The organism is Dyella telluris, from assembly GCF_014297575.1.
Classification (GTDB): Bacteria; Pseudomonadota; Gammaproteobacteria; order Xanthomonadales; family Rhodanobacteraceae; genus Dyella; species Dyella telluris.
Genome location: NZ_CP060412.1, coordinates 4,208,189 through 4,234,254 on the forward strand (window position 1 = coordinate 4,208,189; position 26,066 = coordinate 4,234,254).

Consider the following 26,066-nt stretch of genomic DNA (forward strand, 5'->3'; position numbering starts at 1 on the left):
CCAACAGTTCCGAAGGCGACAAATACCATGAATCACGTCCGGCCCCCTGACATCAAAGAAAATGTTCGCCGTTTTGACGAAGACGTGCGGGCGCAGGGGGCTTATGCGTACACGGGAGACCGCCTGTCCGCACGTCTCGCCAACAGCCGGATAAGCCAGAGCATCGCTGAGTCGTTCAACTTCCACGGCGCTTCCGTTCTTGATCTTGGGTGCGGCGATGGCGCGTACACCGTCGAATTTGCCGCGCATGGCGTGCGCCGGGTGGTTGGCCTCGACCCGGCTGCCGTTGCCATCGAAGCTGCCCGGGCGCGCGCTCAGTCCATGGGTGTTTCGGACACGGTTCGCTTCGAAGTGGGCAACATCTATGAACTGGATGAGCACCTGGCCTCTGGTCAGTACGACTGCATCGTGATTCGCGGGGTACTCCACCACCTGCCTGATCCTGCGCGTGCAGTGGCCGGGCTCGCTGCCTTCAAGGGTACGGTGATCGTGCTGGAGCCGAACGGCAGCAATCCGGTGCTCAAGCTCCTCGAGCGCTTCTCTCGCTATCACATCGAACACGAGGAACGTTCGTTCCGTCCCGGCTTGATCTGCAACTGGATCGAGGCTGCCGGGCTACCCATACGCAGCTGCCGCGTGTTGAACCTCGTGCCTTTCTTCTGCCCGGATCCCATTGCCAGAGTGCTTCGGTCGGTCGAGCCCCTCGTCGAACGCGTTCCTCTGGTGAGGAATATCGCCTGCGGCCAGAGCATCATCGTGGCGGGTAGGTGATGCACGTTGTTTTCCTCGCGGGGATGATCGTGTGCATGACGGCGTCTCAGATACTCCTTAAGTTCGCCGGGTTACATTCGGTGGAACATGCGGGAGCCCTGGAGGGGTTCGTTCGAAATCCCTGGTTGTGGGCGGCCTTGACCGTTTCCGCCGGTGGCATTTGCTGTTGGCTGCTTACGCTCCGTCGACTGCCGCTGGCGGTGGCCTATCCGTGGACGGCTTTGATTTACGTCATCACCCCGCTGGCGAGCGCCTGGATTTTTACCGATGTACTGAATGGACGTTATGCCATGGGCATGCTGCTCATTCTTTCGGGCGTAGTGCTCACCAGTCGTGGAGTAACGTCACGATGAGCCCGACGGAATTGGGGCTGTGCCTTTCGTCGCTCGCATGCAGCAGTGTTTCCCAGCTCTTCATGAAGCGTGCGGCGCTTCCGGGAAAACCATTGGGGCGGCTCGCCTGCCTTGGTGCGGCTGGTGGACTTCAATTGCTGTCGATCGGCCTGGTTGTGATTGCTCTTCGGACTCTTGCCATTTCCCAGCTGGTCCCATTTGCGGCGGGAGCGTATCTGCTTGTCCCCATCGGTAGCCGAAAGCTGTTCGGGGAACACCTGCATCCGCGCTTTTGGGTAGGAGCTCTTTTGATTGTCTCGGGAATCCTGTGTACTCAGATATAGCCTCCAAAGACGGTTCTTTGCCGGGTTCCTCGAGCATCCCGGCCGTCGCCATCATCATCCTGCTGCTCCTTACGGTGGCACTTCCCCGCCTGATGTTGAGTGGCGGCCTGCCGACGACTGACGAAGGATTTCAGGCTTACTACGCCCAGATCATGCATGCCAGCATGGCCGCTGGTAGAGGTCTGCCCGATGCAGGGCCGCTGATGCTCTATCCGTTGCTGGGGAGCTGGGTGTTTGCTTTCGGCGTCAATCCAATGGTTGCGCTGCGGCTGCTGGATCTGCTGTTTGCGGTAGCCTCAGGCTACGCGTTCTTCCGGGTGATTGAACTGGAAAGCCGCAGCCGCTGGGGATCGATCCTGATAGCGGGTCTCTTCCTTTTCACGATGAACCTGACCGTATTCATCCAGTACGGATACAAGAACAGTATCCACGCTGCCTATCTCCCGTTGTTTGCAGCGTTATGGTTGGGTCTTCGCGCACCCGAGGTTACAAGAGCGGGCCGTTGGTTGAGCATCGGGGCACTCGTGTCGCTGGCGGTGTTGCTGCGAGAGACCTTCCTGCCGTTCATTGCGCTGGGGGGTGCCACCGTGCTGATCAGCCGAGGCACGCGTGCATGCATTCAATTTGTCGCCGGCGCGTTTGCCGTGGGAGTATTGATTACCGTCTCGATCCTGGCTGCCCGAGGAGGAGTGGCTGCCCTTCTCGGCGCCTACAAGGATGCCGGTCTCGTCTATTCCTCTATCGCCGACCAGCGCATAACCTTCTTCTTGAACTCCGGTGGGCAGGCACTCGGTGAAAGTGCCATGCCCGTACTCGTGGCAGTGCTCGGACTGGTCGTTGTACTTGTGCGGAAGGCGAGGGGGGGCAGTTCGTCCGGCTTGCCAAGATCTGCATTTTGGATATGCGCGGCGCTGCTTCCGATGGTCGAGCCAGCAACCAAGATCGGCTTTCCCTACCACTTTGGGGTATGTCTGGTGGGACTGGCCGGGTTGGCAGCGCTGGGCTGGCGCGAATTGAGCAAGATTGGTTCCCCCTTGGTGTTGCATCTGGCTGCCGCGGTGGTGACCGCGGCATTTGCCATACAGGTCATACCTCGCCTCGCCTCCTATGCCGCCGCATGGCCGCAGACGCGAGAGGTCCTGATTGCCGCTTCGTCTGGCCAATGGCCGGAGAGTCTTACTGATAAATCGAACTATCTCCTGTCCGCGGCGGTTATCCGGCAGCTCACGCCGCCGGGAGCTTCCATAGCAATCAGCGGGTTCATGTACTCGCTTTACCCGTTGACGGGACATGTGCCTGCAACGCCCGGGCTGGCCAACTTGTCGGCCACCTTCATCACCTTGGGGCATTCCAGTGACAGGCTTCGGGAGGCACTGCTTCGCTGTCCGCCCGACGTAGTGATGACCACGAGCCGCACTGATTGGCCCGGCAGTTCCGAGATTCGTGCTGCCGTGCGCGAAACGGGTATTTACGAGGAAGTGGGCGAAATACCGTCCAGCACCTCCAGGCAGTACGGAAACTTTGGTGGGGCGATTTTTCGGGCCAAGAAGCACAACGCTTGCAGGGACTAGCAGCAGGCACGTGTAGTAATTGAAGTGCTGGCCTGGTCACCAGGTGCGTGGATGCTCCATCCACGCCGGCGGGTCAAGACCCGCCGGCTTTGCTGAGTCAGGCGTTTTCCCTGCCCGCTGCAAGTGCGACATCTCGAAAGCGCCCTGATCCAATCCACCAACGCGACATATGCCGAAGGCCCGGGAATCTCCCGGGCCTTCGGCGTTTATCGGTCGCACTCAGGGAGGGCCAGAGTGGCTTGTCGTTCCATCGAAAAGCACTCTGCCCCTTTTCCCTTGACGGCGAGCCTCGCACGCCAGGTCACGCTGATGCTTACTTGCGGGACAGCGAGTCCGGCTAAGCCTGCGTGGTTGACGAGGTAGCCTGGATGAACCTGCCAGTCTGGTCGAACGTGAGGGACTCGGTCACCGTATTTGCGTCGGCATGGCCTCGGAACGCGCCGACAAAGGGAATCCAGCTGCCGCTGCCTTTCGAATGCGTATAGGCGTAGACGATCTGGATGCTGCCGTCGGGCAGGCGGCTCGAGGCATTCGGCTTGCCGAGCTGAGCCTCAACCTCGGCGATGGTTGTTATGCCGGGCTGGAACGTGCTGACGACATGGGGATCGACTTTCGTGCCCGAGCTGGCGCAGCCGGCGATCAGGGCGGAGGCAAGTAGGGCGAACTTCTTGTACGACACTGGGTTTCCTTACGAGGCTTGGCTTTATGTATGGGGTCATGCCATCGGGCTATTGGCTGGGGCGGCTAGCCGATGAGAGGGGAATGACCGTTCTCCTGATAGCACATTCTCTCTCTTTCGTTCGCGCTGCACTGTTGCCGAGTGCCCACATCGGGCGACTGGGTGCAGCGTCGGGTTGCGCATCGCGCGGCAGGACGCAGCAGGTGCTGCTCAAGTGCTGTCGATGCATGGTGCTTGACCGCGCCCGTGCCGCGATGGTGGCTACGGCGAAGATCGGCCCGTGGGCCAACCATCACGCTGATGTGCGCGCCCGCCCGATAAGCCGCACGCCGACTATCTGAGCTTGGCTACTGATCCGCGGCAAACGTAGCGACGTGGTGGCTCGCCACGGGTGACGATTGGCGTCTGTACATCCGGTTCGCCTGCTTCGAATTTCTTGAGCGGACCGACAGCCTCCTGCAGGAGGGGAAACTCCATTCTTCGTGGCCGTGGCCCTTGCCGATTTGGACGGCTATCTGAGCAAAGTGCCCGCCAGGTCGATATCGCGATGGACCGTTCAGCTAAGCGCACCGTTGCCCTGCGTTCTGCTCGCGTCAGCCTCCCTTCACCATGCCGCAAGAACAATCGGATCTGTTCGGTCGCAAGCGGTGGTCTTGCTGGAGATAGAACCCGATGCCAGAAAACCGGCCTGGATGGCTGGAGGTGGGTGGCGTCGACTGACGGGATGGGTGCAGCCTCATGCCAGGCATATTTACTGTCTCACTGGATCTTGAGTTGTACTGGGGCGTGCGCGACAAGCGCAGCATTCAGGATTACGAAGCCAATCTACGCGGCGAGCGCAGGGCTATTGAAGAAATGCTCGCCACGTTCGAAGCCCATGGGGTGCACGCCACCTGGGCGACGCTGGGCTTTATCTTTTTCACCGACGTGAATGAGCTGCGTGCGCGCCTGCCGCAGGATACGCCGGCTTACAGCGATAGCGTGCTGTCGCCGTACCCGTATATCGAAGAGCACGAGTGGGGTGAGGATGACCAGTATCACTTCGCGCCCGAGGTGATCGAGCTGATCCGCAGCCATCCTGGGCAGGAGATAGGCACGCACACGTTCTCGCACTATTACTGTCTCGAACCCGGTCAGACGGCCGACGCCTTCCGCGCCGACCTTGCCGCCGCCATCGATACCGCCCATGCGCGTGGCATCGACATCCAGAGCCTGGTATTCCCTCGCAATCAGGGCAACCCTGAATACCTGTCAATGCTGCAGGAGCTGGGCATCCGCTGCTACCGCGGCAACGAGAGCGCACCGTTCTATACACCACGGAACCAGGACCAGCAGAACCCGTGGGTAAGGGGGCTCCGTCTGCTCGATGCCTATGTCAATGTGACCGGGCACAACACCTACAGTTTCGAAGAGTGCGCGCAGAGTCGCCCGTACAACATTCCATCCAGTCGATTCCTCCGGCCGTACTCGCCGTCCTTCGCATGGATGGAGGAGCTGCGTCTGCACCGCATCAAGCGTGCCATGCGCCATGCGGCGATCAACAAACGGTTGTTCCATCTGTGGTGGCACCCGCATAACTTCGGCGCGCACATCGACGAAAACCAGCGGTTCCTTACCAAGATACTGAGCTACTACCAGCAACTGCAGCGACGTTATGGCATGCAGTCACTCAACATGGGCGAGGTGTCCATGTTGCTGGAGCAGTTGCATGCCGGCTAGGCCGCGCATCGTCATGCTGGCGGGGCCGGGTCAATCCACGGCGCTGATGTACAACGGCCTGCGTGACAGTTGCGATATCGCCGCCGTGGTGATCGAGGAGAAACCGTCGTCCCGCGCGATGCTGCGACACCGGGCGAAGACGCTGGGCTGGCTGCCGACGTTGGGGCAGGTGGCCTTCATCGCCTACAGCCGATGGCTTGGCAAGGCGTCTCGAGTGCGCGTTCGGCGGCTTATGGAGCGCTACGGGCTGGATGACTCGTCCATCCCTGCGGATGCCGTGACTCCCGTCGCCAGCGCCAACCGGCGCGAGGTGATCCGGTTGCTGAAAGCGCTGAAGCCCGACGCCGTGGTGGTGAACGGCACGAGGATCCTGTCGGCCAAGGTACTTGCTTCAGTCTCCGCGCCCTTCATCAACACGCACATGGGCATCACGCCTGCCTATCGCGGTGTGCATGGCGGCTATTGGGCGCTCGCCATGGATGACCGGGCCAACTGCGGGGTTACCGTTCACCTGGTCGATGAAGGCGTGGATACGGGAAACATCCTCCATCAAGCCATTATCGACGTTGACGAGTCGGACAACTTTGCCACGTATCCCATCCATCAGATGGCCAAGGCGATCCCGCTGATGCAGGCGGCAGTGAGGGAGGCCGCCGAGCATCGGCTGGTGCCCGTGGCTGCTTGTGGCGTATCGCGCCAGTGGTATCACCCCACGTTACCTTTCTATGTCAGGAAGCGCCTTCTTCACGGCATAAGATGACGCTTTGATTTCGTTGTTAAGCGAGCTGTGGTTGCGCCGAAGGCGCTGCTGCATCTCTGTATGCACCGATGATCGTCGGGAGACGCGCATCTCGCTTGTCCATCCATCGACAAGCCATGTTCATTCATTCTGTCCTGTTCAGATTCGTGGGGCCACCTTGCGGCACGAAGCTCTGCCGGCGCTTGCGAATCACGCTCATGTCGATCGATGCGCCCATCGAACGATGGTGTTTGCGCTGCATCATTTTCAGGCGTCCTTCTCATCGTGCGTCGCGTTCATGTTGTCGTGACATGTCCGTGATGAGTGGCCCTTTGCTGTTCACTTTGATGAATATTCACATGAACAGCGTCAGCGCGACGACATGTTGAATGCATGTCTGTGAGGTCGTCGATGTTCGCGCGTACCCGTTGCGCGATTTCATCGATGATTCCTGAATCACTGGTACATCGAAAAACTGTTGGTGTGCTTGAGTAGTGCTGCAAATGCGCCGATTTATCCGGATCTGTTCGGCCTCGGTTCACGGTAAGAATCGTAGTTAAGTAGACCTGCTCGACGGATCGTTGTCGCGGCGGACGTCCAAATGAAGACGCCGGTTGGCAGTGCTTCGCGGGAATCTGAATGACGTTGATTCCCGCATCAAACAGGGGCCCTTATCCAGCGATATGAATGCTGGTTGATATCAATGCGGGAGCCTTAAATCACAGTGTTCAGACGGATATTGATCGTGTGCAGGGGCAACATCTGCCGCAGTCCTACGGCCCAATATCTTTTCCAGAGTCGCACAAAATTACGCGGCATCGAGGTGACCAGCGCAGGGCTGAATGCAGTGGTCGGAAGTGCAATGGACGCGATGTCGTTGCAGCTTCTCAATGAAAAGGATGGCGTGGATGGTTCATCGCATCGCGCTATCCAGCTCGTTCCTTCGATGTTGCTGGGTGCTGACCTGGTCATAGGGATGGAGAGAGAGCACATCGACGAGATGATGGAGGTTGCTCCCGAGGCACGAGGAAAGATCTACCTGCTGGACAAATGGCTTGATGGGCGCGACGTACCTGATCCGTTCCGCAAGAAGCGCCCGGTGTTCGAGCATGCCCACGAAATGATCGAGCGTGGTGTTGATAGCTGGATGCGCTATCTCTGAGTCCACTCCTTTCCATGGCGAGATTCCAGGCAAAGACGAGATGACAGTTCAATTGGCGACTATCCAAGATCCCGTGTCGCGCGAGGACGAAATAGACCTTCGCGAAGTGCTCGGAACACTGCACGACCACAAGTGGCGTATCAGCTTCATCGTCCTTGGGTTCATCGTGCTGAGCATTGTGTACGCCCTGCTCGCGACCCCCATTTACCAGGCCACGTCGATCGTCCAGGTCGAGCAGAAGGTGCCGAGCCTTCCCGGCCTCAGTGCACTGACCCAGACGCTGGGCGCATCCGACTCCACCTCTACCACCGAATCGGCGCTGATCACCTCGCGCATGGTGGTAGGAGCGGCGGTGGACAAGCTGAACCTGAAGATCGACGTGGCGCCCAAGCGGTTCCCGCTGATCGGCAGCTTCTTCGCCCGGCACTTTTCTTCGAAGAACCCCGGGAAACTCGCAGCGCCCGTGCTCGGCATGTCGCGCTATGACTGGGGTGGATCGAAGCTGGAGGTCTTCCAGCTCGACGTGCCCGATTCGCTTATGGACAAGCCCTTGCGCGTAACGGCCGGTGAGAACGGCGTCTACATCCTCCAGGACGACGACGGCAATGTGCTGCTGGTAGGCAAGGTGGGTCAGTTCTCACAGGCCAACGGCGTGTCGGCGCAGGTCTGGTCGATGGTGGCCAATCCGGGGACGCGCTTCAATGTGGTTCGCCATCGCGAACTGACGGTGATCAACAAGCTGCAGAAGGCGATTACCACCACCGAGCTTGGCAAGGACTCGGGCATCCTCCAGCTGACCTACAGCAATGCAAACGCAGCGCTGGCTGCCGAGTTCCTGCAGCAGGTGGGCGAGCTCTATGTGCGGCAGGACATCGACCGCAACTCGGCAGAGGCAGCCAGCAGCCTGAAGTTCGTCAGGGAGCAGTTGCCCAATGTCCGGCGGGATCTGGAGAAGGCGACTGCGGCGCTCAATGCCTACCAGAACCAGGCCCACTCGGTTGACGTGAGCATGCAGACGCAGAGTCTGTTGGATCAGTCGGTGTCCATCGACACGAACATCCAGCAGCTGCAGATGCAGCAGGCGGAGATGCAGCGCCAGTTCACTCCCCAGCATCCGGCCTACAAGTCGCTGATGCAGCAGATCGGCACGCTGCAGGCGCAGAAGGCGGCCATCGAGAAGAAGGTGAACGGCTTGCCTGATACGCAGCAGGAGCTGCTGAAGCTCAATCGCGACGTGCAGGTGAACAACGACACCTATACCGGCCTGCTCAACCAGGCGCAGCAGCTGGACATCGCCCGCGCCGGCACGGTGGGCAACGTACGCATCATCGACAAGGCGGCGGTGGATGTGACCGATCCGGTCTGGCCCAAGAAGGTCCTCGTGGTTCTTGGCGGAACCTTCCTGGGTTGGTTCGTCGCGCTGATCTACGTGTTCATGCGTGAAGCCCTGAACCGCGGCATCGAGGACCCGGCAGTGATCGAACGGCTCGGCCTGCCGGTGTACGCCACCATTCCGGTGAGCGTCCGGGAGCGCTCGCTGCAGCTGAAGAGAACGCGTGGCGATGGCCGGCAGAACATGCTGGTGGTGGAGTCGCCCAAGGATCTGGCTACCGAAGCCCTGCGCAGCCTTCGCACCAGCCTTCACTTTGCCCGCCTGGAAGCGAAGAACAACGTGCTGATGATCTCCGGCGCCAGTCCGAATGCCGGCAAGACCTTCGTTGCGGCCAATCTGGCGGCGGTGGTTGCCCAGAGCGGACAGCGGGTGCTGGTGATCGACGGTGACATGCGCATGGGTTCCCTGCACAAGGTGGTCGGCGGCAAGGCGGACAAGGGCCTGTCTGAGCTGATCTCCGGGCAGGCCGAGCTGGCGGAAGTCGTCAGGCCGGTAGCGTCGCTGGACAATCTCCACTTCATTTCGCGCGGAAAGGTTCCGCCCAATCCGTCCGAGCTGCTGATGAATGCCAAGTTCTCGGATGTGGTCAATCACCTCAAGTCCCTCTACGACCTGGTCATCATCGACACTCCGCCGATCCTGGTGGCGACCGATGCATCCGTCATCGGACACCATTGCGGCACGGGCCTTCTGGTGGTTCGCTTCGGTCTGAATCAGGTACGTGAACTCGCCGTGGCCAAGCAGCGCTTCGAGCACGACGGCGTGGTAATCAAGGGCGCCATCTTCAACGCGGTGGAGAAGCGCAGCAGCGGCTACTACTCGTATGCCTACTACGAGCTTGGCGGGGCGTCTTCATGAGTGAAGTCGCCCTCCAGAAGCCGGGGCGAACACGAATGATCACGCGTGTCCTTCTGCGTTGGCCGGATCTTCCCGTGGGAGGCGGTCACGCAGAAGGGCGGCTGCCAGGTGTCATCGGCCTGGCAGCAAGGACAGCACCCGTCATGGAAGACACCGCGAAGGGGAACGCGGCATCGCTGGCACATTCATCTTCGCCTGCAAGGGCGAAGTCTTCGAAGAACCGGGATAACGTCCATGAAGAATTTTGCGCTCATCGGGGCGGCGGGATACATCGCGCCGCGCCACATGCAGGCGATCAAGGCAACGGGAAACATGCTGTTGGCGGCTTTCGATCCCAACGATTCGGTTGGCATCATCGACAGTCATTTCCCCAATGCGGACTTCTTCACTGAGTTCGAGCGTTTCGACCGCCACGTCGACATGCGTCGGCGCGCGCGCAACGGTGGCCAGATCGACTACGTCGCGATCTGCTCACCCAATTACCTGCATGACTCGCACATGCGCTTTGCGCTCCGTTCGGGTGCGCACGCCATCTGCGAGAAGCCGGTCGTGCTCAATCCGTGGAATATCGATGGACTCGAGGAGATCGAGCAGGAGACAGGAAGGAAGATCAACACCATCCTGCAGCTGCGCCTTCATCCGGCCATCATTGCGCTTCGCGACAAAGTAGCGCGCGAGCGACGGAGTACGAAGTACGAGGTAGAGCTTGCCTATGTCACCTCGCGCGGCCATTGGTACCTGCAGAGCTGGAAGGGTGACCAGAAGAAGTCCGGTGGCATCGCCACCAATATCGGCGTGCACTTCTTCGACATGCTGCACCACATCTTCGGAAAGCTGCAGTCGAATGTTGTTCACCTGAGCAATGACACCAAGGCGGCGGGCTACCTGGAGTACGAGCACGCCCGCGTGCGCTGGTTCCTGTCCGTTGACGTGGAGGACGTTCCGGCTGCTCTTCGCGACACCGGCCTGCGCACCTACCGGTCGATCACCGTCGATGGGGATGAGATCGAGTTCTCCGGCGGCTTCACCGACCTGCACGACCGCAGCTACGTGGAGATTCTGGCGGGGCGCGGTTTTGGGCTGGAGGAGTGCCGGACGGCGATTGAGACAGTGGCCGCCATTCGCGGTGGAAAGCCCATGTCTCGCGATGTCGATTCTCACCCCTTCCTCGCAAGGAAAAAGATTGCATGAGCCACTATCAACATCCGTCCGCGATTGTCGATGACGGGGCAAGGATCGGCGACGGATCGCGCATCTGGCACTTCGTGCATGTGTGCGGCGGCGCACGCATCGGCAGGAACGTGTCGCTCGGACAGAACGTTTTTGTGGGAAACCGTGTCGTTATTGGCGACGAATGCAAAATCCAGAACAACGTGTCGGTCTACGACAACGTCACGCTGGAGGATGGCGTCTTCTGCGGTCCCAGCATGGTATTCACCAATGTCTACAACCCTCGTGCGCTGATCGAGCGCAAGGACGAGTATCGGGACACGCTGGTCAGGAAGGGCGCCACGCTCGGCGCCAACTGCACCATCGTCTGTGGCGTCACCATAGGTGAATTCGCCTTCATCGGCGCGGGCGCCGTGGTCAATCACGATGTGCCTGCCTATGCGCTGATGGTGGGTGTGCCCGCCAGGCACGTGGGCTGGATGAGTGAGTATGGCGAGCAGCTGGACCTTCCCCTGGAGGGTCATGCCGAGCAGGTGTGTTCCCGCTCCGGCAAGCGCTATGTCCTGCGTGGACGAACCCTGGAAACGCAGGGGGCGGTTGCATGATCGATTTCATTGACCTCAGGCAGCAGCAGAAGCGCATCCGGGGCCGTATCGAGGCCGGCATCGCGCGCGTGATGTCGCACGGGCAATACATCCTTGGCCCTGAGGTGGACGAGCTCGAGACCAAGCTGGCCCACTACGCCGGCACCGAGTTCTGCATCTCCGTGGCCAACGGTACCGATGCGCTGCAGATTGCGTTGATGACACTGGGCATCGGCCCGGGAGACGAAGTGATCGTGCCCGGTTTCACCCACATATCCACGGCCGAGGTGGTGGTTCTGCTGGGTGCCAAGCCGGTGTACGTGGATATCGATCCGCAGACCTACAACCTTGACCCCAGCCTTCTGAGTGGGCTGGTATCGCCTCGCACGAAAGCGATCATTGCCGTGTCGTTGTACGGGCAGTGCGCGGACTTCGACGCCATCCACGAGGTGGCCGGCAAGCACGGTATTCCCATCATCGAGGATGGGGCCCAGAGTTTTGGCGCCACCTACAAGGGGCGACGCAGCTGCAATCTGAGTGTCATCGCCTGCACCAGTTTCTTTCCCAGCAAACCACTGGGTTGCTATGGCGATGGTGGTGCCATCTTCACCAACGACGCCGGGCTCGAGAAAGTCGGGCGGCAGATCGCACGGCATGGGCAGGATCGCCGCTATCACCATGCGCGCATCGGCGTTAACAGCCGGCTGGATACCCTTCAGGCAGCCATCCTGCTCGCCAAGCTGGAGATCCTGGACAGCGAGATGCGACGTCGTTCGGAAGTGGCACACCGCTACGATCAGTTGTTGGCGGGCACCGACCTCATCGGTGTGCCGCGCATCGACGATCACAACACCAGTGCCTGGGCGCAGTACACCGTGCGGGTGCCCAAGCGGGACGAGGTGCGCAAGCATCTTGAATCCGTCGGGGTGCCCACGGCGGTGCACTATCCGATTCCCTTGAACAGGCAGCCGGCATTGCTGGATGGCGATAGCCGACTGGCGATGTGTGATGAGGCAGCGGCGCATGTTCTGAGCCTGCCGATGTCTCCCTATCTCGAAGCATCTCAGCAGGACTTCATTGCCGCTGCGCTGGTATCGAGCGTTTCCAGGTGACATTGCGTTCGAGGTCGGGCGTATGAAAAAGCTCATCTTTGGAAAGTGCTACGCGTTCTCTGGCGAAGTGGACCATCAGGTCTGGCTGGCCGAGTGCCTGGCGTTGTATGCGGACGCCGGCGATCGGGAGGCAGAGGTGGAGATCGTCATCTCCAGGGATGTGTCATCCGATGCACCGCTGGCGATCAACCCACGATTCCACCGCAAGCTGGAAGATGGCATGTTGACGTCCTTCCCAGCCGTGGACGTTACCTGGCGCTGGGGCAGGAACGGCTGCCTGATGGTGGACGCTGTCTTCCGCCTGCGGGATGGCATCAAGCAGCGCGTAAAGAAGCTGCTGTCGATGGAGTACGCCACGGACGTGGAGTACTTCGAGCAGATACTGCATGAGTTCGTGCTGGTCCCGTCGACCTACTTCTTCAATGACCTTGCGCCCGTACACGCCTCTTGCATGACGGTGGACGGCTCGGCCTGCCTTCTGGCAGGTACCGGTGGCGCGGGCAAGTCGGCGGCGATGCTTGCCATGCGCCGCAGCGAGCGGGTGGGTTTTGTATGTGACGACATCGCCATCATGTCCAGCGGCTCACCCGCCGGCTCGATGGTCTACGCGAACATGGCCTGGCCGAAGATCTACGGCTACGACTGCTTCGGCAACGAGCTGGGTGACCTGATACTCGAAGGTCGTGGCTGGGTCGATCGCACCCATTTCCGGGTGAAGAATTGGATCGATCCGGCCATCGTGCGCAGGAAGATCCGGCCAGATCATCTTTACCGGGAAATCGAACCGATCGCGGCACCGGCCTCACGCCTGTACTACGTGGTCCGCGAGGGCATTCCCGAGATACGCATGTCGGGGCTGGGCGTGAACAGCGCGGTGGAGATGACGGTAGCCGTCATCGGCGCCGAGTACAGCATTTTTCACGACCATCTCCACTGGGAAAAATACAACGCACTGGCCACCGGGCGGACGGCCATGCTCACCATGGACGAGGTAATGGCCAACTGGCGTTCGGTGCTGGGGAAATGCCTTTCGGGCATCTCCTGCTTCAAGTTGAGTGTTCCCTTCGATATGGATCACGCCATGTATCGACGACGCATGGTCGAGATACTCATGGGTGAGCTGGTGGTTCAGTGATGCGTATCGTGATTCTTACCAACGCCTATCCTTATCACCCGGGTGAGCAGTTCATCGATGACGAGATCGGTTACTGGGCAGAGCACGAGGAGGCCAGAGTTACCCTGATGCCGGCGGTGGCTCATGGCGAGCCGAGGCCGCTTCCGGCGGGCATGAGCATCGACACCACGTTTACCTCGGGCCGTTGGTTTGGTCGGCTGAAGGCCGTGGCCGAAGCGCTATTCAGCGACATATTCCGCCATGAAATTGATCATCTCCGTCGTACCCGGAAGCTGGAGTGGCGCACCATGGTGCGTGCGCTGCTTCACAGCTCCAAGGTGCTGCAGCAGGCCAGCCAGCTGACGCGCTACGCCGAGCGGAACGGGGATATCGATGTTGCCTATTGCTACTGGAATGACACCCAGTCGTACGCTGCCGTCCTGGCCAAGGCACGGGGCAGGGTGCGTCGGGTGGTTTCCCGTGTCCATGGCGTTGATCTGTACGAGCCAAGGCGATATCGCGACTACATGCCGCTGAAGCGCCAGTTCATTGGAGGCTACGATCGGATCTTCGTGCTTTCCTCGCACGCCGCTGCATATATGGCTGCCACGTATGGCGCTCTACCCGAGCGGATGGAACTGATTCCGTTGGGTGTGCCGCTGGAGGAATCGCTGTCTCGCCCGAGTCCGGATGGCAGCGCCCACATCGTGTCGGTTTCCTTCTGTCTACCGGTCAAGCGACTGGAGCGGATCGTGGATGCGCTGGCGATGTTCGCGCGGGAGAATCCCGCGCTGTCAGTGAAATGGACGCATGTGGGGGGCGGTCCGTTGCTCGATGCAACCCGGGAACTGGCCAGGAGCCGGCTGGGTGGCATCGCCAATCTGTCTTTCGAGTTCATGGGCTTCGTGCCGCATGAGAACGTGAAGCGCGTCTTCCTGGATGAGCCCGTCGACGTCATGGTGAATGCCAGCGAGTCGGAGGGGACGCCGGTCTCCATCATGGAGGCGATGAGCGCAGGCGTTCCTGCCGTAGCGCCCAACGTAGGTGGCATTTCCTACGTGGTATCCAATCGCTGCGGTGCGCTGTTGAGTGGAAGCCCTGACGGTCGTGAGATCTCCGAAGCCATCGCGAGAGTTGCCCTTGGCAAGGACCGGGACGTGCTTCGATCGAATGCGCGAATCGAAATCGAGAACCGGTTTGATGCATCAAGGAACTACCGGGATTTCATTGCCAACGTGATCAGTGTGGGGGCGACCTGAATGAATATCGCGCGCGTCGTTTCGTTACCTCTCGCGAATGCGTTGAAGCACCCGATGGGATGGTGGCAATGGTAAACATCAGGACCATCCTCGCGTTCGCCATGGGTCCTGTCGCCACTGCGGTGATAGGCCTGATGACGGTGCCTGCGATTGCCTGGATCTTCTCGCCGAAAGACGTTGGTCGACTCAACATGGTTCAGGTGTCGGTCTCGTTTGGCGTACTACTATTCAATCTCGGTCTTGATCGCGCTTATGTGCGCGAATATCACGAATGGAGCGACCGCGGCGCCTTGCTCAAGGCATGTTTCGCGCCGGGATTTGCGTTGATGCTGCTGGCGGTACTGATCAGCATTCCATTCGATGATCGCATTGCTGAATGGCTGTTTGGCTCAAGCCACGTCGTGTACTACTGGATACTCGTTGCTTGCGTGATCGTAAGCTTCGTGTCGCGATTCCTTTCTCTCATCCTGCGAATGCAGGACCGCGGCGTCGCCTTCTCCATGAGCCAGATCCTGCCAAAGATCATTCTTCTGGTAGTGATGGGAGTGTTCCTTTTGCCGATTTTCGAAAGATCATTTGGTGAACTGGAAGTGGCGTATCTCCTGTCGCTGCTGTCGGTGCTGTTCATCTACAGCTGGAACACCTGGCGAGAGTGGTTTCCTGCAGTCAAGGCCACCGTTTCGCGAAGCCAGGTAAACCACCTGCTGAGTTATGGCGTTCCACTGATCTTTGCCGGCGTGGCGTTCTGGGGACTGGATGCGACCAGCTCCATTGCACTGCGAAGCCTTTCGACGCTGCCGGAACTGGCCATCTATTCGGTATCCATGAGCTTTGCTGGTGTGGGCGTGGTGTTCCAGACCATCTTTACCGTGCTGTGGGCGCCGATGGTCTACAAGTGGGTGGCCGGTGGCGTGGATATGCGACGCGTGGACGATATTGCGCACCAGGCGCTTGCCGTGGTCTGCACGCTGTGGGTGGTGACGGGCAGCGTGTCCTGGCTGACCGATTTCGTGTTGCCCGAGCACTACGCCAAGGTGAAGTACCTGATGTTGTGCAGCATGGGCCAGCCTCTGCTATACACCCTGTCGGAAATCACCTGTGTCGGCATCGGCATCACGCGTCGCTCCATGCTGTCGCTGTGGTCGACGATTGCTGCCCTGGCCGTGAATGTCGCCGGCAGCATCCTGCTGGTGCCTTCGCATGGCGCGTCCGGTGCTGTGGCCTCCAATGCCATCGCGTTCCTGGTGTTCTTCGTGGCGCGAACGGAGGCATCGGCCTATGTGTGGCGGAACTTTCCCCGGGTTCGCCTCTATCTGTTCGTGACCGCTGCGGTGGCGCTGTCGATAGCCACGCTGGCCATCGGCCCCGAGAGCCAGGTATCCGCCAGCCTGATCTGGGTTGCCCTGCTGCCTGTGGTGCTTTGGTGCTTCCGCAACGAATGGATGGTCATGTACCGGTCGCTGCGTAGCGCCGTCAAATCCGAATTCTTCGCTGCCGAGCCTGGAAGTGGGCCTGGAACGGTTTCATGACTGCCATGGCTGGCCGGACTATCGAGTGCATGTTCTGCCCTACCGCGATGGTCTTGCGGGGCAGTGCACGCAGACACGGCGGAATCCCGGCGCCCTGATCGGGCTGAGGGTGGCGTCGTCGCCAGAATGAGGGCAAGCATGTGAGCAAGATCAACCTGTTCGTTTTTGCCGCGCATCACTTATCCAACAACATTGCAGCGCAACGCTTCAAGGGGTTGCTGAAGTACCTGGACACCAGCAAGTACCGGGTGTTCGTGTTTGCGCGCGGCGACGAGATGATCACGCCCGATCCGCACGTGGCGGAGGAAGAAGGTGTCGGCGTGTACGCGATCCCCGGGCATTGCGTGGGCAGTGAATCATCGTCGAAGGCTTCCTTGCCCATACTGGCTGCTGCGTTCATCCGGTCCTTGCCCTTTGCGCTGGCGCATGGCGCCGTGGGCTCACGCCAATGGCTGGTCGCCGCGTTGGCGGAGGCCGACCGCCTGTGTCGCGAAAAACTGGACGCCGGCGAGCGCTGTGTGGTCATCGGAAGCTATTCGCCGGTGGATTCCCTGATCGCCGCGGCCAGTCTTTCCGCCCGGCATGACGTGGCCTGCATCCAGGATTTCCGCGACGGACTGGTGTTCGAGTCTCTGGGTCGCGCTGGCTGGCTGCCCGGTCTCGTGCGCGGAATCATCGAGCGTCGGGTGGTGAGTACGCGCGGCCTGATCACCTCGGTGAGCGGTCCCCTGGTGGACGATTTCAAGCGCCGCTACCCGGACAAGCCGGTGGCCATGCTCCCCAACGGGTACGACCCGGACGACTTTGCCGCACTGGACCATGACGAAGCACGCAGCGAACAGGCGGAGGCGTTGCTTGCGTCCACGGTGCCGCCGGGATGGCAGGTGATCGGTCATTTCGGCCGCATTGGCGCCAGTGACAGCTCGGCATCGAAGAGCCTCGAGTACTTCGTCGAGGCCATGAACCAGGACGAAGAGTCGGCTACCCACAAGCGCATGGTGATTTTTGCGGGTGAACTCACCACGTTCGAGAAGGCGGTGCTGGAGCGCGCACAGTTCCCCGTGGCCATGCTGGGACAGGTGGAGCGTGGCCTGGCGCTGCAGTTGATGAAGCGCTGCGATCGCCTGCTTCTGCTTACCGGCTCGCGCGCCAGCTGTGCCACCGGAAAGTTGTTCGAATACCTGGCGGTCGGTGCGGATGTGATCTGCGTATCGGGCATACACAACGCCGCGACAGCCATTCTTGCCGAGTCGAGGTCGGGACAGTCGATCCTGATCAGCCAGGGTGCACAGGGCGTTTTGAAGCTGCAAAAGGCCGTGGCGGCATCGGATGTCGCAGGTCAGCGGGATATCGCCGCCTACAGCAAGGTGGAGCAGGCCAGAGTGCTTGATCAATGGCTTTCAAAGGAGGTGCTGGCATGAGCGCCGGGGACAGTCCCGTGACCCGTACGGTGCCGCAGGCGCCGCCTTCGCAGCTGCCCATGGGCGGTACCTACCGGCTGACGGTGCGGCATATCTTTCTTGCATCCGCCTTCGTGCTGCTTCTGCTTGCGGTGGTGATCCCCAACTCGCTGCCCATACCCACGGCGGCGATGATGGGTTTGACTTGCCTGTTCGCCTTGCCGGGTTTCCGGTTTGGCCAGGGCATCCGAAACCTGCTAACGCTGTATATCTATGGCGTCATCGTGAGCATCATTTATCTGATCGTGGGCGGGATGCACGATGCGCCGCTGGTCGGCCTGGCCCAGATCGCCGCGGTCTACATCGTCTCCCCGTTGGCCTGGATACTGATTGCCGATGGCCTGTGCCGGTACCTGGACATGGACCGGCTGATTGAATGGTTCGTGATGCTGACGCTGCTGTGTGCCGCCAGCGTGGCGTTGTTCTTCTATCTCTTCCTGCGGCATGGCGCATCCGCCGTTGCGTTCTTCTTCGAGGGGGCCAACGTCAACCTCAACGAGGGGTTCTCGGGCGCCACGATGCACGTGTACGGCTCGATGATCTTCCTTGCAGGCGGCTTCTTCAGCTCGCCGGAACTCATCAAGCACAGGGTCCTTCGCTTCGCTCTTCTTGGCATGTTGTTCATCTGTGCGCTGACGTCGGGGCGTTCGGCGCTGATTCTTTCCGTGCCGACCGGCTTCGTGCTGGGCATGCTGCTGTCGTCGCGCACCGTGGGTCATGCGAAGACGTCAGTGATCACCCGCACGGTGCGTTACGGCCTGCCATTGACCATCGCCGTCGTCGCCGTGCTTTTCCTGCTGCAGGCCTATACCAAGATCAGCCTGCCGGTGGTGATCAACGCGGTGACGTCGAAGGTGGCATCGGGTGGCGGTGACGCTCGATCGCAGATGGGTGCCTCGCTCTACGCGGGCATTCTGGAGAACGGTGGCCTGGGTTCCGGGCACGGCGTGGGCGTCAGGTTCGTCAGCGACGCGTTGCATCCCTGGCGATACGAGCTGGTGTGGCTGGCCACGCTCTACCGTGTGGGCCTGCTGGGGACGATCATCTATGTCCTGCCGTTCTTCCTGTATGTCGCATGGGTGGTCAAGCTGGCGATTTCCTGTCGCCTCACCTCGGCGCAGAAGTTCATGTTCAGCGGATTCGTCTGCGCCTTCCTCGGCACCAACACCAACCCCTATATCGAAGCCTTCTCCCTGCAATGGATGTACGCCATTCCGCTGGTGGCGATGTTTGTCGAATATCCGATGATCCTCAAACGGATGCCCAAATGAAGCGGGTCAAGGTATTGCTGTTTTCCAGGTACTCACGACGCGGCCCCAGTTCACGGCTGCGCAGCCTGCAATACCTGCCATTGCTGGAAGAGCAGGGCATTGATGTGCAGGTACAGGCCTTGTTTCCGGATGCCTATCTCGAATCGCTCTACGAGGGAAAAGGCAAGTCGGCTCGCTACAAGGGTCTGCTGTACGGCGGAAAGCGCATGATGCAGCTGCTGCGCGAGGACGATTTCGACCTGACCTGGATCGAGGGCGAGTTGTTTCCCTACCTGCCCAGCTGGATCGAAGCAGCGTTGCTCCGCTCCAACCGGCCCTACGTGGTCGACTATGACGATGCGCTGTTCCACCGCTACGACCTCTCGTCGAGTGCGCTGGTCAGGCGATTGCTGGGCCGAAAAATTGACGAGGTCATGCGCAGGGCCTACTGCGTGGTGGCCGGGAATGGCTATCTGGCTGATCGCGCCGCGAGTGCCGGGGCAACCCGTATCGAGATCATCCCCACCGTGGTGGATGACGATCGCTACAACGTCACTCCTCACGACGGGAACCGGCAGCCCGTGATCGGCTGGATCGGCTCCCCGGCTACTGAGGACTACGTGCTGGAGTACGGCGAACTGCTTGAAAAGGTGTGCCTCGCCAACCAGGCGCGGCTGTTGCTGGTCGGTGCCAAGGACGACGCGGCCGGGCATTTCACCGAGATCAAGCCCGAAGTGATGGCATGGTCGGAGGACACCGAGGCCGACGCCATTGCCCGCATGGACATCGGCATCATGCCGTTGCGCGACAGCCCGTGGGAGCGCGGCAAGTGCGGCTACAAGATCGTGCAGTACATGGCCTGCGGATTGCCGGTGGTGGCTTCTTCGGTGGGGGCGAACATCGACATCGTGGACCATGGCCAGAACGGTTTCCTCGCCTCGGACGAGGTGGAGTGGCGAGACGGCCTGCAGCGCCTTATCGACGATCCACGCCTGCGCCATCGCATGGGGCGGGCCGGGCGCCGACGCGTCGAGGATCACTACAGCATCCGGCAGCAGGCCCCCCGGCTTGCCGCCGTGCTGCGTACCGCGGGGGGCTGCTGATGTGTGGCATCACGGGCTTCTGGCGCATGGAAAGGGGCGGCGGCCAGGGCCTGCGCGAGCAGGTCCAGGCCATGTCGACACGACTGAAACATCGCGGGCCTGACGACTGTGGTTTCTGGTGTGACGAGGAAACCGGCATCGCGCTCGCCCAGCAGCGTCTTTCCGTGCTGGATCTGTCGGAGGCTGGGCACCAGCCCATGCCCTCGGCCTGCGGGCGATACGTGGCGGTGTTCAACGGGGAGATATACAACCACGTCGACCTGCGTGATCGTCTCGCGGGAGAGGGCGTGGCGGTGGCCTGGCGCGGTCACTCCGACACCGAGACGCTGATGGCGTGCTTCGTGGCCTGGGGCGTCGAGGAAACCTTGCGCTCGTGCGTGGGCATGTTCGCGTTCGCGCTATGGGATCGCCAGCGCCGGGAGCTCACGCTCGGGCGCGATCGCATGGGTGAGAAGCCGCTGTACTACGGCTGGCAGGGCGATACCCTGATCTTCGGTTCGGAACTCAAGGCGCTGAAGGCGCATCCTGCGTTTCGCGCGGAGATTGATCGAGATGCGCTGGCATTGTTTCTTCGCCACGACTGCATACCTGCACCGCATACCATCTACCGTGGCTTCCACAAGTTGCGTCCTGGCTATCTGCTCAAGGTCACCAGCGGATCGCGACGGGAGTCGCAGCAGTGGCCCTACTGGCGCTACAACGAAGCCGTGGACTCCGCATCAGCCACCCAGTTCGGTGGTACCGATCAGGAAGCGGTGGATGCACTGGAGCATCGCCTCGGCGACAGCATCAGCACGCAGTTGCTTTCCGACGTGCCCCTCGGAGCCTTCCTGAGCGGTGGCATCGACAGCAGCACCGTGGTGGCGCTGATGCAGGCGCGCAGCAGACGGCCGGTCAAGACCTTCACGATTGGGTTTGCCGAGGACGGTTACGACGAAGCCGCACATGCGCGCGCGGTGGCGGCGCACCTGGGCACCGAGCACACCGAGTTGTATGTCAGCCCGGACGACGCGCTTTCGGTGATTCCGAAGCTGCCTTCCATTTTCTGCGAGCCATTCGCGGACAGCTCGCAGATTCCCACCTACCTGATCAGCCAGCTGGCACGTCAAAGCGTGACGGTGGCACTCAGTGGCGATGGTGGCGACGAACTTTTCGGCGGGTATAACCGCTATCTCGCCGCCCGCACCACCTGGGGGCGCATGCAGCATCTTCCGCTGCCGGCACGTCGTGCCCTGGCCGGTGCGCTTCGCGCCGTGACGCCCGGAGCGTGGGACAACATCATGGAACGGGTCAAGCCGCTGCTGCCGCGCAAGTGGCATCTCGCCCGCGCGGGCGAGAAGGCGCACAAGTTGTCCGAGGTGTTGACCTTGTCATCCGGGCAGGACTATCTGCTCAACCTGGCCAGCTGCTGGAAGGATCCCGCATCCATCGTGGTGGGCGCGCGCGAACCCGCCACCGTGCTGACCGATCCGGCGGCGTGGCCGCGCATCGACGACCTGGCGCAGTGGATGATGGCGATGGATGCGCTGAGTTATCTGCCGGACGACATCCTGGTGAAGGTCGATCGCTCGGCCATGGCCAACAGCCTTGAGACCCGCGTGCCGATGCTGGATCACCGCGTGGTGGAGTTCGCTTTGCGTATGCCGCTGGATCTGAAGATCCGCGACGGGCAGGGCAAGTGGATTCTCCGGCAAGTGCTGCACCGTTACGTGCCGAAAGAACTGATCGAACGACCCAAGATGGGTTTCGCCTTGCCTGTGGATCAATGGCTGCGCGGTCCACTGCGCGAATGGGCCGAGGCATTGCTGAGTGAAAAGCGGTTGCGCGAGGAGGGATTCTTTGACCCCGCGCCGATCCGCCGTACGTGGAAGGAACACCTGAGCGGCCGACGCAACTGGCAACGCCAGTTGTGGACCGTGCTCATGTTCCAGGGATGGCTTGAGGAAAACCAGGGGGCATCGTGACAGTGGCCGGTTCATCGCATGGCGACATCCATGGCTGGCCATTGCCTTCAACAGCGCGTCGAAGACGGCGCGTGAGGTGCATCCATGAAAGCCGTTCTGTTCGCCAACACCGACTGGTACCTCTATAACTTTCGACGAAGCCTGGCCATGTCCCTGCTCAGGGCGGGCTACGACGTGTTGCTGATTTCGCCGGACGGGCCCTATGGTCCGCGCCTGCGCGAGCTTGGCCTGCGCTGGGAACCGCTGCCGATGGAGCGGCGCAGCCTCAACGTACTGCGCGAAAGCGCGTTGCTGTTGCATCTGGTTCGCATGCTGCGGCGCGAACAGCCCGACGTGGTCCATGGGTTCACCATCAAGTGCGCCGTGTATGGCTCGCTTGCCGCGAAGATGGCGGGCATACCCGCTCGCATCAATGCAGTGGCAGGCATGGGGTACGTGTTCACCAGCGACCAGCTCAAGGCGCGCCTGCTGCGCCCGGTGGTGCGCGGCCTGCTGAAGCTCGCCCTGGGCGGGGAGCAGGGGCGCTTGATACTGCAGAATTCCGATGATGTGAAACTGTTCCGGCAGGCTGCGCTGGTCGAGCCTGCCCATATCCGCCTCATCCGCGGCTCGGGTGTGGACTGCGGGAAGTTTGCCGGCAACTCGCCCCGAAAGAACCGCGAGGGCGCCACGCGCATCCTGCTGGCCAGCCGCATGCTGTGGGACAAGGGCATCGGCGAATACATCGCCGCACTGCGTCTGCTTCGAAACCGGGGCTATACCGTGCAGGCCATGCTGGCCGGAACGCCGGATCCGGGTAACCCGGCGGCCATTCCCGAACAGACCTTGCGCGAATGGGTGGACGAGGGAACCGTGACCTGGCTGGGCCACGTGGACGACATGAATGCCTTGTTGGCTTCGGTGGATATCGTGGTGTTGCCGAGTTATCGCGAGGGCCTGCCACGAACTCTGGTCGAGGCGGCGGCCTGCGCGCTGCCATTGATCACGACAGACGTTCCCGGTTGCCGCGAAGTCGTTGCCGATGGCGTTGACGGCTTGCTTGTGCCAGTGCGCAGCGTGGAGCCGCTTGCGCAGGCCATGCGTCAGTTGCTGGACGATCCCGCCCTGGCGCGACGGCTGGGAGAGGCCGCGCGCACCAAGGCGCGTAACTATTTTGATGAGCGCATCGTCATCGAGCGCACGCTGGGCGTTTACGCCGAACTGTGCGGCCCTGGCCAGGAAGCCAGGCAGAGGCGCTACGGCTGACCTGCGCTATCCCCTGTGATCCCACTGTCGCCAAGGCTCGAACGCCTGCACTGACCCCCTGGACCGCCCACCATCGGAGCAATGCCATGTCGCCTTCCACGAAGGTCGTGAACGTACTGGACTTCATCCCCAAGCCCGAGCAAGCCGCCATACGCAAGGGCACAAGCACCTACGACTGCACCAGGGATATCCAGTCGGCCATCAACGCGGGTTCCCGCGTGTACATTCCCGCCGGAATCTACCCGGTCACGCAGCTCAACCTGAAGTCCGACTTCGAAATGTACGGCGACGGTGCAACCACCGAACTGCGCGCCTTCGACAAGTCGCTGGCCTGCGAATTCATGCTGGTCACCTACATCCGGGATGGCGGCACTACCAACCCGGCCGACAACATGCGCAACATCCATCTGCACGATTTCAAGCTTGAAGGCCGCGTGGACGAGTTCGGTTACTCGCAGTACTACTACCTGCTGGCGGTCAATGCGACGTCCGACCTGACGGTGGAGCGGGTCGTGTTCCGTGGCTTCCGGGGCGACGGCATGTATGTCGGATCGGGCACGTTGAAGTCGACGGAACGCCACAACCAGCGCGTGGTCGTGCGCGGCTGCATGTTCGATGGCGTGGTGAGGGACAACCGCAACGGTCTGTCCATCATCGACTGCGATCACCTGCTGGTGGACGACTGCATTTTCCAGAACATCGGAAATGCCCAGCTGTCGCACTCGGTGGGCGGCATCGACTTCGAGCCGGACCACGACTGGAGCATCTACCGCGATGTGCTCATCACCCGCTGCAAGTTCATCGATATCAGCAGCACCAACACCGCGGGCATCACTTTCTTCAATGGCCATCAGAAAAACGACAACATCCATAACTGGGTGGTGGTCGATTGCCAGTTCGAGAACTGCTATTGGGGTATTGATACATCCGCCAAGGCGAAGACGGTCGACAGCACGCCGGACTTTCTTACGGTGCTGAACTGTCGCTTCTACAACTCGGTGCGCTGGGATATCTCGGTGGGCGGCCTGAGTCGCGCGCAGGTCAGTGGCTGCACCTTTGCACGGACACCGGGTTCAGGGCCCGGCGGTGACGCCATTCGGTTGGGCGCGATCGCCTCCAAGACCAGCCGAAATGCTGTCCTTCCCGTCATTACAGGCAATCAATTCCAGGGCATTCGCCCGCAGATGGGAGCTATTGGTGTGCTGGGTGCGACTGGGCTGGTGTGCGCCGGTAATACCTTCATCGACATCTATGGTTCCTGCATTGCTTTTTCGCAGGATTCATCGCCCGATGGCCAAAGGAAGATCGACAGCGTGGTCATCTCCGGCAATGTCGCCAAACTGAGTTCCGTGGCAATGAGCAAGGCCGTGCCCATGACCTTCATGAGCACCAACGAGGACATGCGAACCACGAAGGGCGATCTGTCGCTGCAGAAGTCGTTCGAATACGACAACGACACCAACGGATTGCATAAAACCGCTGCCGGCGCCCTGATCAAGTTCGTGGGGGCCGGCTAAGCGATGACCACCACGGTTCATCGCACCGTGGTGGTCGATTCGCGCGCCGTTCCCAGCGCACGGGAAGGGCGCTCCGGGGGCGCCGCTACCTGCTCGCGGTGTGCCGCGTTAATGGGGGGCTGACTGGTATTGGCGGCAGGGCGGGTGGCGGCACGAACGCCCCGGGGGATGCTCGCGGGCTGAGCACGCAGGTCTTTCTCGTGCTGAGCCGCCTCCTGCTTGAGCCACGCGCGCGTCGTGAAAAGACCGTAGGCAAACATCAGCACGATGAACGTAGCAAGGCGGGCACCGGGCGAGGGAACCCGGTCGCGCAGCGTGGCGCCGACGAAGGCGATGGACACCGCGATGGCGATAAGCACGACCAGCGTGGAGCGGGGCCCCAGCCCGGCACGCATCAGGATGTGGTGAATATGGCCGCGATCCGGCTTGAAGGGTGATTTCCCCTGGCTCATGCGGCGACACATGACCGAGAGTGTGTCGCACACGGGAAGCCCCACGCACCACAGCACGTCGACCGGGGAAAGGTTGGACTCCGGCACCTGGCTCATGCGGATCAGGGTCCAGGCAAGCAGGTAGCCGATCAGCATGCTGCCGGCGTCGCCAAGGAAGATCTTGTTGCCCATCACGCCGAGGTTGGCCAGCAGGTAGGGCAGCGATGCCATGGCGAGCAGGATGAGCAAGACCAGCGAGCTGCGCAGCGTCGAGGTGCCGACGAACATCGCGATCGCGGCGATGGAGACCAGTGCCAGGCTGCCGGCGAGGCCATCGATGCCATCCATCATGTTGAACGCGTTGACCAAACCGATGATGGCGATGATGGTCACGGGTGGTCCCAGCCATTCCAGCTCGATGTCATGGCCGAACAGGGTGCCCAGGGTGTGGATGTAGACGCCCGAGACGGCGATGACCGTGACTACGGACGCAGCCTGGATGAACAGCCTGCCTCTGACACTGAGGTCGAAGCGGTCGTCCAGCGCACCGATGAAGGTGAGGAGCGCCGCCGTGCTGATGATCGATTTCTCGAACCAGTGGAATTGCCCGTAACAGGCCGCCCCGACGGTGACGCCCATGAAGATGGCGAGGCCACCGACCAGCGGTATTTTCCCCACGTGTTGCTTGCGCTTGCTCGGATGGTCGACCAGGCCGAACAGCACGGCATAGCGACGCAGTACCACGATGGCTATCGCCGAG

22 protein-coding genes are annotated in these 26,066 nt (G+C 61.2%); 20 read left to right on the top strand and 2 right to left on the bottom strand.

The features are described 5' to 3' along the window. Window positions 1–27 precede the first annotated feature (27 nt). Genes H8F01_RS18570 through H8F01_RS18585 form a run of 4 tightly spaced genes read left to right on the top strand, consistent with a single transcriptional unit; the run spans window position 28 to window position 3,018 of the window. A complete protein-coding gene (locus tag H8F01_RS18570) occupies window positions 28–771 on the top strand; it encodes a class I SAM-dependent methyltransferase (protein WP_187056512.1) in 744 nt (247 codons plus the stop codon). Beyond that, entirely contained in the window at window positions 768–1,124 is a 357-nt protein-coding gene (locus tag H8F01_RS18575; RefSeq protein WP_187056513.1) for a DMT family transporter, read from the top strand. Before H8F01_RS18570 ends, H8F01_RS18575 begins: the two co-directional genes overlap by 4 nt. Further along, complete coding sequence (locus H8F01_RS18580) at window positions 1,121–1,447, top strand: hypothetical protein (RefSeq protein ID WP_187056514.1); 327 nt, start codon at window positions 1,121–1,123, stop codon at window positions 1,445–1,447. Before H8F01_RS18575 ends, H8F01_RS18580 begins: the two co-directional genes overlap by 4 nt. Window positions 1,448–1,464: 17 nt before the next feature. Continuing rightward, window positions 1,465–3,018 (top strand): ArnT family glycosyltransferase, encoded by a 1,554-nt coding sequence (locus H8F01_RS18585; protein WP_187056515.1) that lies wholly within the window; start codon window positions 1,465–1,467, stop codon window positions 3,016–3,018. 337 nt (window positions 3,019–3,355) lie between these two features. Here the strand turns inward: H8F01_RS18585 and H8F01_RS18590 are convergent, their stop codons facing one another. Further along, a complete protein-coding gene (locus H8F01_RS18590; RefSeq protein ID WP_187056516.1) occupies window positions 3,356–3,697 on the bottom strand; it encodes a hypothetical protein in 342 nt (113 codons plus the stop codon). A gap of 738 nt (window positions 3,698–4,435) precedes the next feature. Here H8F01_RS18590 and H8F01_RS18595 point away from each other — a divergent pair. The 16 genes from H8F01_RS18595 to H8F01_RS18670 all read left to right on the top strand — a co-directional run bounded on the left by H8F01_RS18595 (window position 4,436) and on the right by H8F01_RS18670 (window position 24,875). Beyond that, the gene (locus H8F01_RS18595) at window positions 4,436–5,416 is read left to right on the top strand and encodes a polysaccharide deacetylase family protein (protein WP_187056517.1); all 981 of its coding nucleotides are present in this window, start codon (window positions 4,436–4,438) and stop codon (window positions 5,414–5,416) included. A 46-nt stretch (window positions 5,417–5,462) separates the two neighbouring features. Further along, window positions 5,463–6,176: a formyl transferase gene (locus H8F01_RS18600; RefSeq protein WP_238481045.1), complete on the top strand. Its 714-nt coding sequence runs from the start codon at window positions 5,463–5,465 to the stop codon at window positions 6,174–6,176. 724 nt (window positions 6,177–6,900) lie between these two features. Then, window positions 6,901–7,317: a low molecular weight protein-tyrosine-phosphatase gene (locus H8F01_RS18605; protein ID WP_238481046.1), complete on the top strand. Its 417-nt coding sequence runs from the start codon at window positions 6,901–6,903 to the stop codon at window positions 7,315–7,317. Window positions 7,318–7,357: 40 nt separating this feature from the next. Continuing rightward, window positions 7,358–9,568, top strand: a complete 2,211-nt coding sequence (locus H8F01_RS18610; RefSeq protein ID WP_187056520.1) for a polysaccharide biosynthesis tyrosine autokinase — start codon at window positions 7,358–7,360, stop codon at window positions 9,566–9,568. Between the two features lie 45 nt (window positions 9,569–9,613). Further along, a complete protein-coding gene (locus H8F01_RS18615) occupies window positions 9,614–10,759 on the top strand; it encodes a Gfo/Idh/MocA family oxidoreductase (protein ID WP_274380565.1) in 1,146 nt (381 codons plus the stop codon). Next, complete coding sequence (gene wbpD / locus H8F01_RS18620; protein ID WP_187056521.1) at window positions 10,756–11,343, top strand: UDP-2-acetamido-3-amino-2,3-dideoxy-D-glucuronate N-acetyltransferase; 588 nt, start codon at window positions 10,756–10,758, stop codon at window positions 11,341–11,343. Before H8F01_RS18615 ends, wbpD begins: the two co-directional genes overlap by 4 nt. Beyond that, window positions 11,340–12,434 carry a DegT/DnrJ/EryC1/StrS family aminotransferase gene (locus H8F01_RS18625; protein WP_187056522.1) on the top strand — a complete coding sequence of 365 codons (1,095 nt, stop codon included), beginning with the start codon at window positions 11,340–11,342 and terminating at the stop codon, window positions 12,432–12,434. Before wbpD ends, H8F01_RS18625 begins: the two co-directional genes overlap by 4 nt. Window positions 12,435–12,456: 22 nt before the next feature. After that, the gene (locus H8F01_RS18630) at window positions 12,457–13,569 is read left to right on the top strand and encodes a phosphoenolpyruvate carboxykinase (ATP) (protein WP_187056523.1); all 1,113 of its coding nucleotides are present in this window, start codon (window positions 12,457–12,459) and stop codon (window positions 13,567–13,569) included. Next, window positions 13,569–14,807, top strand: a complete 1,239-nt coding sequence (locus tag H8F01_RS18635) for a glycosyltransferase (protein ID WP_238481047.1) — start codon at window positions 13,569–13,571, stop codon at window positions 14,805–14,807. The genes H8F01_RS18630 and H8F01_RS18635 overlap by 1 nt, the downstream gene beginning before the upstream one ends. Before the next feature lie 68 nt (window positions 14,808–14,875). After that, window positions 14,876–16,336 carry a lipopolysaccharide biosynthesis protein gene (locus H8F01_RS18640; RefSeq protein WP_187056524.1) on the top strand — a complete coding sequence of 487 codons (1,461 nt, stop codon included), beginning with the start codon at window positions 14,876–14,878 and terminating at the stop codon, window positions 16,334–16,336. Window positions 16,337–16,476: 140 nt separating this feature from the next. Further along, window positions 16,477–17,757, top strand: coding sequence for a glycosyltransferase family protein (locus tag H8F01_RS18645; RefSeq protein WP_187056525.1), 1,281 nt, complete (start codon window positions 16,477–16,479; stop codon window positions 17,755–17,757). Beyond that, window positions 17,754–19,067 carry a hypothetical protein gene (locus H8F01_RS18650; protein WP_187056526.1) on the top strand — a complete coding sequence of 438 codons (1,314 nt, stop codon included), beginning with the start codon at window positions 17,754–17,756 and terminating at the stop codon, window positions 19,065–19,067. The genes H8F01_RS18645 and H8F01_RS18650 overlap by 4 nt, the downstream gene beginning before the upstream one ends. Next, window positions 19,064–20,149 carry a glycosyltransferase family 4 protein gene (locus H8F01_RS18655; protein WP_187056527.1) on the top strand — a complete coding sequence of 362 codons (1,086 nt, stop codon included), beginning with the start codon at window positions 19,064–19,066 and terminating at the stop codon, window positions 20,147–20,149. The genes H8F01_RS18650 and H8F01_RS18655 overlap by 4 nt, the downstream gene beginning before the upstream one ends. Further along, the gene (gene asnB, locus H8F01_RS18660) at window positions 20,149–22,113 is read left to right on the top strand and encodes an asparagine synthase (glutamine-hydrolyzing) (protein WP_187056528.1); all 1,965 of its coding nucleotides are present in this window, start codon (window positions 20,149–20,151) and stop codon (window positions 22,111–22,113) included. The genes H8F01_RS18655 and asnB overlap by 1 nt, the downstream gene beginning before the upstream one ends. 84 nt (window positions 22,114–22,197) lie before the next feature. Further along, a complete protein-coding gene (locus H8F01_RS18665) occupies window positions 22,198–23,358 on the top strand; it encodes a glycosyltransferase family 4 protein (RefSeq protein ID WP_187056529.1) in 1,161 nt (386 codons plus the stop codon). Between the two features lie 86 nt (window positions 23,359–23,444). Then, entirely contained in the window at window positions 23,445–24,875 is a 1,431-nt protein-coding gene (locus H8F01_RS18670) for a glycoside hydrolase family protein (protein ID WP_238481048.1), read from the top strand. Window positions 24,876–24,892: 17 nt separating this feature from the next. Here the strand turns inward: H8F01_RS18670 and H8F01_RS18675 are convergent, their stop codons facing one another. Beyond that, window positions 24,893–26,029, bottom strand: a complete 1,137-nt coding sequence (locus H8F01_RS18675; protein ID WP_238481049.1) for an MraY family glycosyltransferase — start codon at window positions 26,027–26,029, stop codon at window positions 24,893–24,895. Window positions 26,030–26,066 lie beyond the last annotated feature (37 nt).